This is a genomic window from Streptomyces sp. NBC_00096 (genome assembly GCF_045041305.1).
Lineage (GTDB): Bacteria > Actinomycetota > Actinomycetes > Streptomycetales > Streptomycetaceae > Streptomyces.
In genome coordinates, this window is sequence record NZ_CP108221.1 from 6,067,177 (window position 1) to 6,081,289 (window position 14,113).

Consider the following 14,113-nt stretch of genomic DNA (forward strand, 5'->3'; position numbering starts at 1 on the left):
GACGCGGAGGAGTTGTGCAGTCACCGTCGGGGACGGGTGAGGTCGGCGTTTACGCCGTCTCTCAAGGAGGACTCTTCCGACATGAAGGCCGTCGTGATGGCTGGTGGCGAAGGCACTCGGCTTCGCCCCATGACCTCAAGCATGCCGAAGCCGCTCCTGCCGGTGGCCAACCGGCCGATCATGGAGCACGTGCTCCGGCTGCTCAAGCGGCACGGGCTCAGCGAGACCGTGGTCACCGTACAGTTCCTCGCCTCGCTCGTCAGGAACTATTTCGGTGACGGCGAGGAGCTCGGAATGGAGCTCACCTATGCCAACGAGGAGAAGCCACTCGGGACTGCCGGCAGCGTGAAGAACGCCGAGGAGGCTTTGAAGGACGACACCTTCCTCGTCATCTCCGGCGACGCGCTCACCGACTTCGATCTCACCGACCTCATCCGTTTCCACAAGGAGAAGGGCGGGCTCGTCACGGTGTGCCTGACCCGGGTGCCGAACCCGCTGGAGTTCGGCATCACCATCGTGGACGAGGAAGGCCAGGTGGAGCGCTTCCTGGAGAAGCCCACCTGGGGACAGGTGTTCTCGGACACCATCAACACCGGCATCTACGTCATGGAGCCGGAGATCTTCGACTACGTCGACCCGGACGTCTCGGTGGACTGGTCCGGTGACGTCTTCCCCCAGCTGATGAAGGAAGGGCGGCCCATCTACGGCTACGTCGCCGAGGGCTACTGGGAGGACGTCGGCACCCACGAGAGCTACGTCAAGGCCCAGGCCGACGTCCTCGAGGGCAAGGTCCAGGTCGACATGGACGGCTTCGAGATCTCGCCCGGGGTGTGGATCGCCGAAGGGGCCGAGGTGAGCCCGGACGCGGTGCTGCGCGGGCCGCTGTACATCGGGGACTACGCCAAGGTCGAGGCCGGCGTGGAGATCCGTGAGCACACCGTGATCGGGTCGAACGTCGTGGTCAAGAGCGGCGCGTTCCTGCACAGGGCCGTCGTGCACGACAACGTGTACATCGGGCCGCACAGCAATCTCCGCGGCTGCGTCATCGGCAAGAACACCGACATCATGCGGGCCGCCCGGATCGAGGACGGGGCCGTCATCGGCGACGAGTGCCTCGTCGGCGAGGAATCGATCATCCAGGGGAACGTGCGCGTCTACCCCTTCAAGACGATCGAGGCCGGTGCCTTCGTCAACACGTCGGTGATCTGGGAGTCCCGGGGGCAGGCACATCTGTTCGGCGCCCGCGGGGTCAGCGGGATCCTGAACGTGGAGATCACCCCCGAGCTGGTGGTCCGGCTCGCCGGGGCCTATGCGACGACCCTGAAGAAGGGGGCCACGGTCACCACGGCCCGTGACCACTCCAGGGGCGCGAGGGCGCTCAAGCGGGCCGTGATCTCGGCGCTGCAGGCCAGCGCCATCAACGTCCGGGACCTGGAGAACGTACCGCTGCCCGTGGCGCGGCAGCAGACCGCCCGCGGTACCGCGGGCGGGATCGTGCTGCGGACCTCGCCGGGAGTGCCGGACTCGGTCGACATCATGTTCCTCGACGAGCGGGGAGCGGACCTCTCCCTCCAGCAGCAGCGCAAGCTGGACCGGGTCTACGCGCGCCAGGAGTACCGGCGGGCGTTCCCCGGCGAGATCGGCGACCTGCAGTTCCCGGGCAGCGTCTTCGACGCCTACACCGGCTCGCTGCTGCGGCGGGTGGACACCACCGGGGTCGCGGACTCCGGGCTCAAGGTGGTCGTGGACGCCTCCAACGGCAGTGCCGGGCTCGTGCTGCCGAGCCTGCTGGGCCGGCTCGGGGTGGACGCCCTGACCGTCAATCCGGGGCTCGACGAGTCCCGGCCGACGGAAACGGCCGAATCCCGGCGGGCCGGACTGGTGCGGCTCGGGGAGATCGTGGCCTCGTCGCGGGCCGCCTTCGGGGTGCGCTTCGACCCGGTGGGCGAGCGGATCTCCCTCGTCGACGAGCGCGGGCGGATCATCGAGGACGACCGGGCGCTGCTGGTGATGCTCGATCTGGTGGCCGCCGAGAAGCGCAGCGGCAAGGTGGCGCTGCCGGTGACCACGACCCGGATCGCCGAGCAGGTGGCGGCGTACCACGGCACGCAGGTGGAGTGGACGACGACCTCGCCCGACGACCTGACCAGGGTGGGCCGCGCGGAGAACACCATCTTCGGCGGCGACGGCCGGGGCGGTTTCATCGTCCCGGAGTTCAGCAGCGTCTTCGACGGTTCGGCCGCCTTCGTGCAGCTGATCGGGCTGGTGGCGCGGACGCAGCTCACGCTGAGCCAGATCGACGCCCGGATTCCGCGGGCGCACGTGCTCAAGCGGGACGTGCCGACCCCGTGGGCGGTGAAGGGGCTCGTCATGCGGCGGGTCGTGGAGGCGGCCGGGGAGCGGCAGGTGGACACCACCGACGGAGTGCGGGTCGTGGAGACCGACGGGCGGTGGGCGCTGGTGCTCCCGGACCCGGCCGAAGCGGTCACGCACCTGTGGGCCGAAGGCCCCGACGATGCGTCCGCGCAGGCGCTACTGGACGACTGGGCAGCGGTGGTGGACGGCGCCGGTCACTGAGCGGCCGGTACGCAGCGACGCAGTGACGTAGCGGCGTAGGGACGTAAGTCCGGCGGGGCGGGTGGGGCGAAGGTCCCGCCGGGTCCGCCGGACTTTCGCATTCGGTGTGAGCGGCGGCGACATGCGACGATGTGCGGCATGTCGCAGCCGCCCCACAACCGGAGTCCTCTGCCTCCCCCCGACTCCGTCCGGGGGACTCCCCGGGCGCGGCCGGACGCTTCCATGTCGCTGCTGACGCACGTGATGGACCACTCCCTCGACGAGGGCTACGCCGAGGCCTCGGCCCGGCGCGAGTCCGAGGGCACGTCCGGCCTGCCGCGCACCCTGAAGGCCAAACTGGGTCTCGCCGCGGGGCTCGTGCTCGCCGCCATGGTCGTCACCCTCGGGGCCGCTCAGGCGCGGGCCACGGCGCCGGTGCTGGCCAAGGAGCGTCAGGAGCTGATCGACCGGGTCGAGCGGGCCGACGCGCACGCGGACGGCCTGGAGCGGGACATCGAGCGGCTGCGGGACTCCGTCGCCGGCCGTCAGCGCGAGGCGCTCAAGCAGCACGGCGGCGAGCAGGGCCAGCTCGTTGCGCTGCTGTCCGGGGCCACCGAGGTGCACGGGCCCGGGATCAAGCTGACCGTGGACGACGCGAAGGGCTCGACGACCGGGAACGGCTCGAAGCCGCGCGAGAGCGCCGGTTTCTCGGACACCGGGCGACTGCGCGACCGCGATATGCAGAAGATCGTCAACGGGCTGTGGCAGTCCGGGGCGGAAGCGATCTCGATCAACGGGCAGCGGCTGACGTCGCTCTCGGCGATCAGGGCCGCGGGTGACGCGATACTGGTCGACAACAGGCCGCTGGTGCCGCCGTACGAAGTGCTGGCGATCGGCGACAAGAAGCGTCTCGGGACCGTGTTCCAGGACTCCGCGGACGGCCAGTACCTGCACGTGCTGCAGGAGAACTACGGGATCCGCTACACCTTGTCGTCCGAGGCCGAGGTTCGGCTTCCGGCCGCGTCGAGCCTGACCGTACGTACGGCTACAGCAGAAGAGCAGCAGAAGGGTGCATCGTGATCGCGGTACTGGGCCTCGTGGTCGGAGTGGTGGTCGGACTTCTCGTCCGCCCCGAAGTGCCGGCCGTGATGGAGCCTTATCTGCCGATCGCCGTGGTGGCGGCGCTGGACGCGGTGTTCGGAGGCCTGCGCGCGATGCTGGACGGCATCTTCGTGGACAAGGTCTTCGTGGTGTCGTTCCTGTCGAACGTGGTCGTGGCGGCGCTGATCGTCTTCCTCGGCGACAAGCTGGGGGTCGGCTCGCAGCTGTCCACGGGTGTGGTCGTCGTCCTGGGCATCCGAATCTTCTCCAACGCCGCGGCCATCCGCCGGCACGTGTTCCGGGCGTGAGGCCGATGAGTGCGAACGACAACCCGCCCGAGGAGCCGAGGCCCTCGGAGCAGCTGCCGCCGGAGCGGCCGGCCGGGTCCGGCGAGCCCGTGCCCGGGCCTGTTCCCGGGCCCCAGGCCGAGTCCACGTCCCAGTCGGAGTCCGTGTCCGCGTCCGCGTCGGAGCCCGTGTCCGCGTACGAGGAGCCCGGACCCGCGTGGAGCGCGTCCGAGCAGCCCGGACCCGGGCGGGCCGAGCCCGGGCAGACCGGCCGGCAGCGGCTGGCGGCCGGTCTGTGGCCGCCCCGGGTGAGCCGTGCCCAACTGATCGTCGCGGTGCTGCTGTTCGTCCTGGGGCTGGGGCTGGCGATTCAGGTGCGGTCGAACAGCGACTCCAGTGCGCTGCGCGGCGCCCGGCAGGAGGACCTCGTACGGATCCTCGACGAGCTGGACGGGCGGACCAAGCGGCTGGAGGACGAGAAGCAGAAGCTCGACGAGCAGCGCAGGGAGCTGGAGAGCAGCTCCAACCAGGCCGAGGAGGCCCGGAAGCAGACCGTGGAGAAGGAGCGCCAACTCGGGATCCTGGCCGGTACGGTGGCCGCGCAGGGGCCGGGGATCGTGCTGAAGATCACGGACCCCAAGGGCCAGGTGCTCTCGGACAAGCTGCTGGACACGCTGCAGGAGCTGCGGGCCGCCGGTGCCGAGGCGATCCAGATCAATGGGGTGCGGATCGTGGCGGACTCGTACTTCTCGGACGAGGGGAACGGGGTCGCGATCGACGGTAAGAAGATCACACAGCCTTATGAGTTCAAGGTCATCGGGAAGCCGCAGGACCTGGAGCCGGCGCTCAACATTCCCGGTGGTGTCGTCCAGTCGCTGGAGAAGGAGCAGGCGGTCGTCACCGTCACACGTCCGGCGAAGATCGTTGTGGATGCCTTGCGGGCTGCGAAGCAGCCTGACTACGCTCGGTCGTCATCGTCGTGATGGGGGACGATCGGGAGACCGGCTCACGCGGGCGAATGCCTGCGGGGGGTCGGCGCACCGAAGTCGCGGTACGTGGTGGAAACTGTCTGATGGTTACGGACGTTGTGAGTATGTCCGGGTCGGCAGGTGTTGCATTCGGAGTTCGTCCTGCCCCACGGGCGGGTCTGTTTCGGTCAAGGGGAATCGCCCGTGAAGTTGTTTGAGAAGTTGTTCGGCAAGAAGAACCGCGAGGAAAGTGGTGCGGCCAGGCACCGCGCGGGGCATGGAGACGTGGAAGGGCAGGGCGACCGGCCGCTCTTCCGGGACGAGGTTGCCGGCACGGGCGACATTTCGGGCGCGCAGGGCGCGTCGACTGTTGACCCTGCCGGTACCGGACGCATAGGTTTCGGTGAACCATCAACCTCAAGTACGGGTGGAGGGTTTACCTCCGACCCGTATGCCACCAATGCCTCCGCGGGGCAGCCGCGGCGCGAGGAGCCGTCCATGTCGGCCGAGCAGATTTGCAGCAGGTGCGGGCACCGCAGCGATGCGGCGAGCCGGTTCTGCTCCAACTGCGGGGCGCCGCTGCGGGCGGGTCTGACGCCGGAGCGTGCCTCGGAGACCACGTCCACCATCTCGATCTCGGGCCTGGAGGCCTACGAGGCCGAGGTGTCGGGACAGACGCACGTGTCGTCCTCGCTGTCCCCCGAGGCCCAGGCCGCGGTGGAGGCGCTGCCGCCGGGTTCCGCTCTGCTGATCGTGCGGCGCGGTCCGAACTCCGGCAGCCGGTTCCTCTTGGACGGTGAGCTGACGACGGCCGGCCGGCACCCGCAGAGCGACATCTTCCTGGACGACGTCACCGTCTCCCGGCGCCATGTCGAGTTCCGCAGGAGCCACGACGGAGGTTTCACCGTCGCCGACGTCGGCAGCCTCAACGGCACGTACGTGAACCGTGAACCGATCGACTCCGTCTCCCTCCACAACGGCGACGAGGTGCAGATCGGCAAGTACCGGCTGGTCTTCTACGCGAGCCTGCGGGGGCACTGACCCTTCAAGGGAAGGTCCCATGCTGCGTATCCCGGCAGGCGGTGCCGCCAAGAGCGGCACCGCCGGCACCGCCGCCTCGGGCGGACGGCTGGTGAGCATCGGAACGGTGCTCACGGTGCTGCGTGACGAGTTCCCCGAAGTCACGATCTCGAAGATCCGCTTCCTGGAGGCGGAAGGGCTCGTCGAGCCCCGACGCACACCTTCCGGATACCGCAAGTTCAGCACCGACGACGTGGAGCGCCTCGCCCACATCCTGCGGCTCCAGCGCGACCACTACCTTCCGTTGAAGGTCATCCGCGAGCAGCTCGACGCGCTCGCGCGGGGCGAGCAGATCCGCATCCCGGCCCCCACGGCGAACGGGGAGTCCGTCGATCCCGCCAGCCCCGTCGCCCTTTACGGCGAGGTGGGCCGGGAGCGGCCGACCGTGGCCCGGGTGGGGCGCGCCGAGCTGATCGCCGCCGCCGAGGTGGACGAGGTACAGCTCGTCGAGTGGGAGTCGTACGGGCTGATCGCGGAGGCGCCCGGTGGCGGGTTCGACGCCGAGGCGGTCACTGTGGCCCGTCTGGTGGCCGATCTCGGACGGTTCGGCCTGGAGCCGCGTCACCTGCGCGCGATGAAGGCAGCCGCCGACCGGGAGGCCGGTCTGGTGGAGCAGGTCGTCTCGCCGCTGCGCCGGCACCGCAATCCGCAGACCAGGGCGCATGCGGAGGCCACCCTCAAGGAGCTCGCGGGGCTCTCCGTACGTCTGCACGAGGCTCTCGTGCAGACGGCTCTCGGGGTGCGTCTGCACTGAGCCGGGGACCCTTCCCGGCGGGTTCCGGGGGAGCCTTAAGGCAGCCCGACTACCCAAACCTGCCGAGCAGGTCCTAGGGTTGCTGTGTGAACGAGCTCGACGTTGTGGGTGTCCGGGTGGAAATGCCCTCGAACCAACCGATCGTGCTCCTGCGTGAAGTGGGAGGCGACCGGTACCTCCCCATCTGGATCGGACCAGGGGAGGCGACCGCCATTGCCTTCGCGCAGCAGGGCATGGCTCCTGCCCGCCCGCTGACGCACGACCTTTTCAAGGACGTGCTGGAGGCGGTCGGCGAGGAGCTGACCGAGGTCCGGATCACGGATCTGCGGGAGGGCGTCTTCTACGCGGAGCTCGTCTTCGCCAGTGGAGTCGAGGTGAGCGCGCGGCCCTCCGACGCCATAGCCCTCGCACTGCGCACCGGGACGCCGATCTACGGCAGCGACGGTGTCCTCGACGACGCCGGAATCGCGATCCCGGACGAGCAGGAGGACGAGGTGGAGAAGTTCCGCGAGTTCCTCGACCAGATCTCTCCGGAGGACTTCGGCACCGGCCCGCAGTGAGGCGCGGGTCGCGCCGTCCTCCCTGAAATTTCAGCCCATTCGAGTAGCCTTTCCCCGCAATGGGGTACGGGAAACCACTCTCAGGGTGATTATCACTCGGCGTGCCGAGTGTGGCGATCGTTGACGCACCCCTGGTGACTGCCTACCTTCGAGATGGCAGGTCAAGGACGGAGGGTCGGCGTGAGAGTCACGGGCGACGGTATGACCGGGGGCATCCCCGCACGGAGTGACGGTGGGCCGTACCCGCTGCACGGTGGTGCGGTGAACTCCGCGCGCCGTCAGCCGGAGCCCGCGCCGGTCGCTTCCCTGGGGCCGGTGGGTCCCCAGGGTGGCGAGTCGGCACCGGAGCAGGTCGGGTACCGCGGGCCGACGGCATGCGCCGCGGCCGGCATCACGTACCGGCAGCTCGACTACTGGGCGCGGACCGGGCTGGTGGAGCCCACCGTGCGTCCCGCGTACGGGTCGGGCACGCAGCGCCTGTACAGCTTCCGGGACGTGGTCGTCCTCAAGATCGTCAAGCGCTTCCTGGACACCGGGGTGGCGCTCCAGAACATCCGCACCGCCGTGCAGCACCTGCGCGACCGGGGTTTCTCGGACCTGGAGCGCATGACGCTGATGAGCGACGGCGCCACCGTCTACGAGTGCACCTCGCCGGACCAGGTCGTCAGCCTGCTCCAGGGCGGTCAGGGAGTCTTCGGGATCGCCGTGGGCGTGGTCTGGCGCGATGTCGAGAACGCGCTGTCGCAGCTGCACGGGGAGCGCGTGGACACGGGCGAGACGGTGGTCGGGCACAACCCGGCCGATGAGCTGGCCGCTCGGCGGAACCGGGCCGTCTGAGGAACGCCGGGCGCCGAAGCCGCTGACGCCGAGGCCGCTGACCGCATCGACGGCCGGCGGCACGGGCGGCTTCGGGCCGATTGTCAGTGGCGTAGGGCAGCATCGGTGCTGTGAGAGCCGCGCCGACCATCCTGCACCTGGACATGGACGCCTTCTACGCCTCCGTGGAGCAGGCGTCGAAGCCGAGTCTGCTCGGCAAGGCCGTCATCGTCGGCGGGCTCGGGCCGCGCGGGGTCGTGGCCACCGCCTCGTACGAGGCCAGGCGGTTCGGGGTGCATTCGGCGATGCCGATGGCCCAGGCGCGGCGGCTCTGCCCGAACGGCGCGTGCCTGATTCCGCGCTTCAGCCTGTACCGCGAGGTCAGCGACACCGTCATGGGCCTCCTGCGGGAGCTGTCTCCGCTGGTCGAGCCGCTCAGCCTGGACGAGGCCTTCGTGGACCTGGAGGCGGGCGGCGTGGCCTTCGACGCGGAGACCGCGCGGGCCACGGGCGAGCGGCTGCGGGCCGACATCACCGCCGCGACCGGGCTCAGCGGCTCGGTGGGGCTGGCGGGGTCGAAGATGCTGGCCAAGGTGGCCTCGGAGGAGGCCAAGCCGGCCGGGCTGCTGCTGGTCGAGGTCGGCACGGAGCGGGAGCACCTCGCACCGATGTCGGTGCGGACCCTGCCCGGGGTGGGGCCGGCCACCGGGGAGCACCTGCGGCGGGCCGGGATCACCACCGTGGGGGAGCTGGCCGAGGCCGGTGAGGACGAACTGGTCCGGATGGTGGGGCGCTCGCACGGGGTGGGGCTGTACCGGATGGCGCTGGGGCTGGACGAGCGGCCGGTGGTCGCCGAGCGGGACGCGAAGTCCGTGTCGGTGGAGGACACCTTCGACGTGGACCTGCACGACCGGGTGCGGATCCGCACCGAGGTGCAGCGGCTCGCCGACCGGTGCGTGGAGCGGCTGCGGGGCTCGGGGCATTCGGGGCGGACCATCGTGCTCAAGGTGCGGCGCTACGACTTCTCCACGCTGACCCGTTCCGAGACCCTGCGGGGGCCCACGGACGACCCCACGGTCGTGCGGGAGGCGGCGGCCCGGCTGCTGGAGTCCGTGGACACCACGGGCGGGGTGCGGCTGCTGGGGGTCGGCGTGACCGGGCTCGCGGACTACACGCAGGAGGACCTCTTCGCCTTCGCGGTGGCGGCTGCGGCCGCCCGGGGGGACGGAGAGGACGGCGGAGGCGGGGAGGGCGGGGAGGGTGGGGAAGGCGGGCGCGGTGGGTCCGCCGGGTCCACTGGGCCGGACGGGGTGGGCGAGAACGTAGGGACGGACGGGGAAGCCGGGGCGGATGGGGCTGCGCCGTCCGGTGGGGAACCGGGAGGGGAGACGGCCGCCCCCACCCCCGGACGGGCCGCGGTCCCGGTCCTGGTCCCGGTCCCGGACCCGGGGAAGGACCCGGAAGGCGGCGGGGCCGGGCCGTCCGGGTTGGCGGCCGAGCGGCGCTGGTCGGCCGGGAGTGATGTGCGGCACGCGTTGCACGGGCCCGGGTGGGTCCAGGGCAGCGGGGTCGGGCGGGTGACCGTACGGTTCGAGCAGCCCGGTTCGGAGCCGGGCCGGGTGCGGACGTTCCTGGTCGACGACCCCGAGCTGGAGCCGTCCGATCCGATGCCGCTGGTCGGGGCCCCGGCCGCGGGGGCCACGACCCCGGAGCACGCCTGAGGGCCGGCCGGGGCGGGGCGGGCCGGTCAGGGCAGGCGGGTCAGGCAAGGCCAGGCCAGGCCGGTCAGGTTTCGTCGGACGGGGTGTGGCCGAAGTCGCGGCGGAACTCGCTGGGCAGGGCCAGGTCCAGGCCGTAGTGGTGGTAGAGCTGCAGCTCCTGTTCGGGGGAGAGGTGGCGGCCGACGCCGAAGTCGGGGGCGTCCTTGATCAGGGAGCGTTCGAAGGGCACGCGCAGGGTGTCGCCCACCACCTCGCTGGGCTCCAGCGGGACGAAGGCGTCCCGGCTGAACAGGCCCGTCCGTACGGCTGCCCATTCCGGGACGCCCGTGGCATCGTCGAGGTAGACCTCGTCCACGGTGCCGATCTTGGTGCCATTGCGGTCGAACGCCTTGCGGCCGATCAGGCTGCGCGGATCGATGTCGGTCTGCACGGTCCGGTCCCTCCATTTGGTCGCAACTCCTCCGTAATGACTACAAAAGTGCATTTCCGGAGAGGGGGCCACTCGAGGGAGTGCCCAGATCCTCGCTGGTAGGCTGGGTGACGGCTGTTGACCCTGTGCGGGAGAGTCCTCCGAGTGAGCTCGACGGAGGCGCCGAAGGAGCAAATCCTCCCCGGAATCTCTCAGGCATACGTACCGCACGAGGTGAGGCCACTCTGGAAAGCAGGGGCAGGTACCGGGCGCGCAGTGCCGGTCCCTCTCCTCACCGACGGTGAAAGCCGGACCTCACGAGCGATCCTCGAGCGGCCCGGTGAAACTCTCAGGTTGAGATGACAGAGGGGGAGGCCGTCCGGGTGCCCGCGCCGAGGCACCCCTCGCAGGTCGTACGACCAGGAGGCCTCCGTACATGACCGCCAACCGCATTCCGCTCTCCCAGCTGGAGCGAGGCATCCCCTTCGAGCAGCGCCACATCGGCCCGGATGCCGAGGCGCAGGCGAAGATGCTCGCCCAGGTGGGCTACGGCTCCCTGGACGAACTCACCGCCGCCGCGGTACCGGATGTGATCAAGACCACCGCCGCGCTGAACCTGCCCGAGGCGCGGACCGAGGCCGAGGTACTCGCCGAGCTGCGTCAGCTCGCCGACCGCAACCAGGTCCTCTCCTCCATGATCGGCCTGGGTTACTACGGCACCTTCACGCCGCCGGTGATCCTGCGCAACGTCATGGAGAACCCGGCCTGGTACACGGCGTACACGCCGTACCAGCCGGAGATCTCCCAGGGCCGCCTCGAAGCCCTGCTGAACTTCCAGACCGTCGTCGCCGAGCTGACCGGCCTGCCGACCTCCGGTGCCTCCCTGCTCGACGAGGGCACCGCGGCCGCCGAGGCCATGACCCTGGCCCGCCGCGTGGGCAAGGCCAAGGGCAACGTCTTCCTCGTCGACGCCGACGCGCTGCCGCAGACCATCGCCGTGATCGAGACCCGCGCCGAGCCGATCGGCATCGAGGTCGTCGTCGCCGACCTGTCCGGGGGCATCCCGGCCGAGGTCGCCGAGCGCGGTGTCTACGGCGTACTGGTCCAGTACCCGGGCGCCTCCGGTGCCGTGCGGGACATCAAGCCGGTCATCGACCAGGCCCACGGACTCGGCGCGATCGTCGCCGTCTCCGCCGACCTGCTCGCCCTGACCCTGCTGACCTCCCCGGGCGAGCTGGGCGCGGACATCGCCGTCGGCACCACCCAGCGCTTCGGCGTCCCGATGGGCTTCGGCGGACCGCACGCCGGCTACATGGCCGTCCAGGCCAAGCACGCCCGCTCGCTGCCCGGCCGCCTCGTCGGCGTCTCCGTGGACGCGGACGGCAACAAGGCCTACCGCCTGGCCCTCCAGACCCGAGAGCAGCACATCCGCCGCGAGAAGGCCACCAGCAACATCTGCACCGCGCAGGTGCTGCTCGCCGTCATGGCCGGCATGTACGCCGTCTACCACGGCCCGGACGGCCTGCGGACGATCGCCCGCCGCACCCACCGCTACGCCAACCTGCTGGCCGCGGGCCTGACGGCCGGCGGGGTCGAGGTCGTGCACGGCTCGTACTTCGACACCCTCACCACGCGCGTTCCCGGCCGGGCCGCCGAGGTCGTGGCCGCAGCCCGCGAGGGTGGCGTCAACCTCTTCCAGGTCGATGCCGACCTCGTCTCCATCGCCTGCGACGAGACGACCCTGCGCGCCGACATCGAGGCCGTCTGGGCCGCCTTCGGCGTCACCGCGGACATCGAGGCGCTCGACGCCACCACGGCCGACGCGCTGCCCGAGGGGCTGCTGCGCGGGGACGCGTACCTGACCCACCCGGTCTTCCACCAGCACCGCTCCGAGACCGCGATGCTGCGCTACCTGCGCAAGCTCTCGGACAAGGACTACGCGCTGGACCGCGGCATGATCCCGCTGGGCTCCTGCACCATGAAGCTCAACGCGACCACCGAGATGGAGCCGGTCACCTGGCCCGAGTTCGGCCAGCTGCACCCCTTCGCCCCGGTGGAGCAGGCCGAGGGGTACCTCACGCTCATCACCGAGCTGGAGGAACGTCTCTGCGAGGTCACCGGCTACGACAAGGTCTCCATCCAGCCGAACGCCGGCTCCCAGGGTGAGCTGGCCGGTCTGCTGGCCGTCCGCGCCTACCACCGGGCCAACGGCGACGAGCAGCGCACCGTCTGCCTCATCCCCTCCTCCGCGCACGGCACCAACGCGGCCAGCGCCGTGATGGCCGGCATGAAGGTGGTCGTGGTCAAGACCGCCGACGACGGCGAGGTGGACGCGGCCGACCTGCGCGCCAAGATCGAGCAGTACCGCGACGAGCTCGCCGTGCTGATGATCACCTACCCCTCCACGCACGGTGTGTTCGAGGAGCACGTCGCCGACATCTGCGCCCAGGTGCACGACGCCGGCGGCCAGGTCTACGTGGACGGCGCCAACCTCAACGCCCTGGTGGGCCTGGCCAAGCCCGGTCACTTCGGCGGCGACGTCTCGCACCTGAACCTGCACAAGACCTTCTGCATCCCGCACGGCGGCGGCGGCCCCGGCGTGGGCCCGGTCGGCGTCCGGGCGCACCTGGCCCCGTACCTGCCCAACCACCCGCTCCAGCCGACCGCCGGTCCCGAGACGGGCGTCGGCCCGATCTCGGCCGCGCCGTGGGGCTCGGCCGGCATCCTGCCGATCTCCTGGTCCTACGTGCGCCTGATGGGCGGCGAGGGCCTCAAGCGCGCCACCCAGGTGGCGGTGCTCGGCGCGAACTACATCGCCAAGCGCCTGGAGCCGCACTACCCGGTGCTCTACACCGGCCCGGGGAACCTGGTCGCGCACGAGTGCATCATCGACATGCGTCCGCTGTCGAAGTCGACCGGTGTCAGCATCGACGACATCGCCAAGCGCCTGATCGACTACGGGTTCCACGCGCCGACCATGTCCTTCCCGGTCGCCGGCACGTTGATGATCGAGCCGACGGAGTCCGAGGACCTCGCCGAGATCGACCGTTTCTGCGACGCGATGATCGCCATCCGCGCCGAGATCGAGCGGGTCGCGGGCGGCGAGTGGCCGGTCGACGACAACCCGCTCGCCAACTCCCCGCACACGGCCGCGGCGCTGGGCGGCGAGTGGAACCACCCGTACAGCCGTGACGAGGCCGTCTTCCCGGGCGGGGTGTCGGCCGCGGAGAAGTACTGGCCGCCGGTGCGCCGCATCGACGGCGCCTTCGGCGACCGGAACCTGGTGTGTTCCTGCCCGCCGCTGGACGAGTACGACAACTGAGGGCCGGGGCGTCCGTCCCCTCGTGACACGAGAAGGGGCCGGTCCGGGAGGTTTCCTCCTGGACCGGCCCCTTTCGTCTGTCGTCGGCCTGGCGGCTCAGGCCGCTTTCATCACGTGCGCCGCCGCGAGCGGGCGGTGCGGGGCGATGATCTGGCCGTCCGGAAGCAGCTCACCGGTGTCCTCGAAGAGCAGGACGCCGTTGCACAGCAGGCTCCAGCCCTGTTCCGGGTGGACGGCCACGGGATGAGCGGCCTCCCGGTCGGCGGAGTCGGCGGACGGGCATGCTGGCTTGTGCTGGCACATGGATGCGTTCTTTCGCTGCGGTGTGGTCTGTGTGCTGCGGCTCGATGCGTTGTTCATGGCCGCCCCCCGTATCAACGACTTGGCTCGGTCAGAGTCCCCAGTGTTCCCCCACGACCTGGTGTCCGGAGGGATTTCGCGGCAGCTGTCCTCATAGATTGATGACGCATCACCCGTGCGGGCGGTTCAGGTCAACTCCCCTGTCATTTCGGGTGGTTCGCTGGGGGCCCGAGTGGGCT

Annotated in this window: 12 protein-coding genes and 1 riboswitch; of the genes, 10 read left to right on the plus strand and 2 right to left on the minus strand. The window is 70.5% G+C overall.

All coding sequences use genetic code 11. The features are described 5' to 3' along the window. Positions 1-81 precede the first annotated feature (81 nt). The 9 genes from OG904_RS26890 to OG904_RS26930 all read left to right on the plus strand — a co-directional run bounded on the left by OG904_RS26890 (position 82) and on the right by OG904_RS26930 (position 9,843). The gene (locus tag OG904_RS26890; protein WP_405495205.1) at positions 82-2,577 is read left to right on the plus strand and encodes a sugar phosphate nucleotidyltransferase; all 2,496 of its coding nucleotides are present in this window, start codon (positions 82-84) and stop codon (positions 2,575-2,577) included. A gap of 129 nt (positions 2,578-2,706) precedes the next feature. Then, complete coding sequence (locus tag OG904_RS26895) at positions 2,707-3,636, plus strand: DUF881 domain-containing protein (RefSeq protein ID WP_405495207.1); 930 nt, start codon at positions 2,707-2,709, stop codon at positions 3,634-3,636. Then, positions 3,633-3,965: a small basic family protein gene (locus OG904_RS26900; RefSeq protein ID WP_243342106.1), complete on the plus strand. Its 333-nt coding sequence runs from the start codon at positions 3,633-3,635 to the stop codon at positions 3,963-3,965. Before OG904_RS26895 ends, OG904_RS26900 begins: the two co-directional genes overlap by 4 nt. Before the next feature lie 5 nt (positions 3,966-3,970). Further along, entirely contained in the window at positions 3,971-4,927 is a 957-nt protein-coding gene (locus OG904_RS26905) for a DUF881 domain-containing protein (RefSeq protein ID WP_405495209.1), read from the plus strand. A gap of 483 nt (positions 4,928-5,410) precedes the next feature. Then, on the plus strand, positions 5,411-5,953 hold the full coding sequence (locus tag OG904_RS26910; RefSeq protein ID WP_405495211.1) for an FHA domain-containing protein: 543 nt from the start codon (positions 5,411-5,413) through the stop codon (positions 5,951-5,953). A 19-nt stretch (positions 5,954-5,972) separates the two neighbouring features. After that, entirely contained in the window at positions 5,973-6,746 is a 774-nt protein-coding gene (locus tag OG904_RS26915; RefSeq protein ID WP_405495213.1) for a MerR family transcriptional regulator, read from the plus strand. A gap of 86 nt (positions 6,747-6,832) precedes the next feature. Then, positions 6,833-7,306, plus strand: coding sequence for a bifunctional nuclease family protein (locus OG904_RS26920; protein ID WP_007262890.1), 474 nt, complete (start codon positions 6,833-6,835; stop codon positions 7,304-7,306). Between the two features lie 180 nt (positions 7,307-7,486). Continuing rightward, positions 7,487-8,143: a MerR family transcriptional regulator gene (locus OG904_RS26925; protein ID WP_405495216.1), complete on the plus strand. Its 657-nt coding sequence runs from the start codon at positions 7,487-7,489 to the stop codon at positions 8,141-8,143. Positions 8,144-8,253: 110 nt separating this feature from the next. Continuing rightward, positions 8,254-9,843: a DNA polymerase IV gene (locus tag OG904_RS26930; RefSeq protein ID WP_405495218.1), complete on the plus strand. Its 1,590-nt coding sequence runs from the start codon at positions 8,254-8,256 to the stop codon at positions 9,841-9,843. 64 nt (positions 9,844-9,907) lie between these two features. Here the strand turns inward: OG904_RS26930 and OG904_RS26935 are convergent, their stop codons facing one another. Next, positions 9,908-10,273 (minus strand): PRC-barrel domain-containing protein, encoded by a 366-nt coding sequence (locus OG904_RS26935; RefSeq protein WP_405495220.1) that lies wholly within the window; start codon positions 10,271-10,273, stop codon positions 9,908-9,910. 118 nt (positions 10,274-10,391) lie between these two features. Beyond that, positions 10,392-10,490: riboswitch (glycine riboswitch) on the plus strand. 198 nt (positions 10,491-10,688) lie between these two features. Here OG904_RS26935 and gcvP point away from each other — a divergent pair. Next, complete coding sequence (gene gcvP / locus OG904_RS26940) at positions 10,689-13,574, plus strand: aminomethyl-transferring glycine dehydrogenase (protein ID WP_405495222.1); 2,886 nt, start codon at positions 10,689-10,691, stop codon at positions 13,572-13,574. A gap of 96 nt (positions 13,575-13,670) precedes the next feature. On the opposite strand, the gene OG904_RS26945 is transcribed toward gcvP, so the two are convergent. Beyond that, complete coding sequence (locus OG904_RS26945; protein ID WP_405495224.1) at positions 13,671-13,877, minus strand: DUF5999 family protein; 207 nt, start codon at positions 13,875-13,877, stop codon at positions 13,671-13,673. Positions 13,878-14,113 lie beyond the last annotated feature (236 nt).

What these genes read in the sequence shown, in the direction of transcription:
- OG904_RS26890 (WP_405495205.1), top strand. Translation starts at nt 82, where the DNA reads ATGAAGGCCGTCGTGATGGCTGGTGGCGAAGGCACTCGGCTTCGCCCC.
- OG904_RS26895 (WP_405495207.1), top strand. Translation starts at nt 2,707, where the DNA reads ATGTGCGGCATGTCGCAGCCGCCCCACAACCGGAGTCCTCTGCCTCCC.
- OG904_RS26905 (WP_405495209.1), top strand. Translation starts at nt 3,971, where the DNA reads ATGAGTGCGAACGACAACCCGCCCGAGGAGCCGAGGCCCTCGGAGCAG.
- OG904_RS26910 (WP_405495211.1), top strand. Translation starts at nt 5,411, where the DNA reads ATGTCGGCCGAGCAGATTTGCAGCAGGTGCGGGCACCGCAGCGATGCG.
- OG904_RS26915 (WP_405495213.1), top strand. Translation starts at nt 5,973, where the DNA reads ATGCTGCGTATCCCGGCAGGCGGTGCCGCCAAGAGCGGCACCGCCGGC.
- gcvP (WP_405495222.1), top strand. Translation starts at nt 10,689, where the DNA reads ATGACCGCCAACCGCATTCCGCTCTCCCAGCTGGAGCGAGGCATCCCC.
- OG904_RS26945 (WP_405495224.1), bottom strand. Translation starts at nt 13,877, where the DNA reads ATGTGCCAGCACAAGCCAGCATGCCCGTCCGCCGACTCCGCCGACCGG.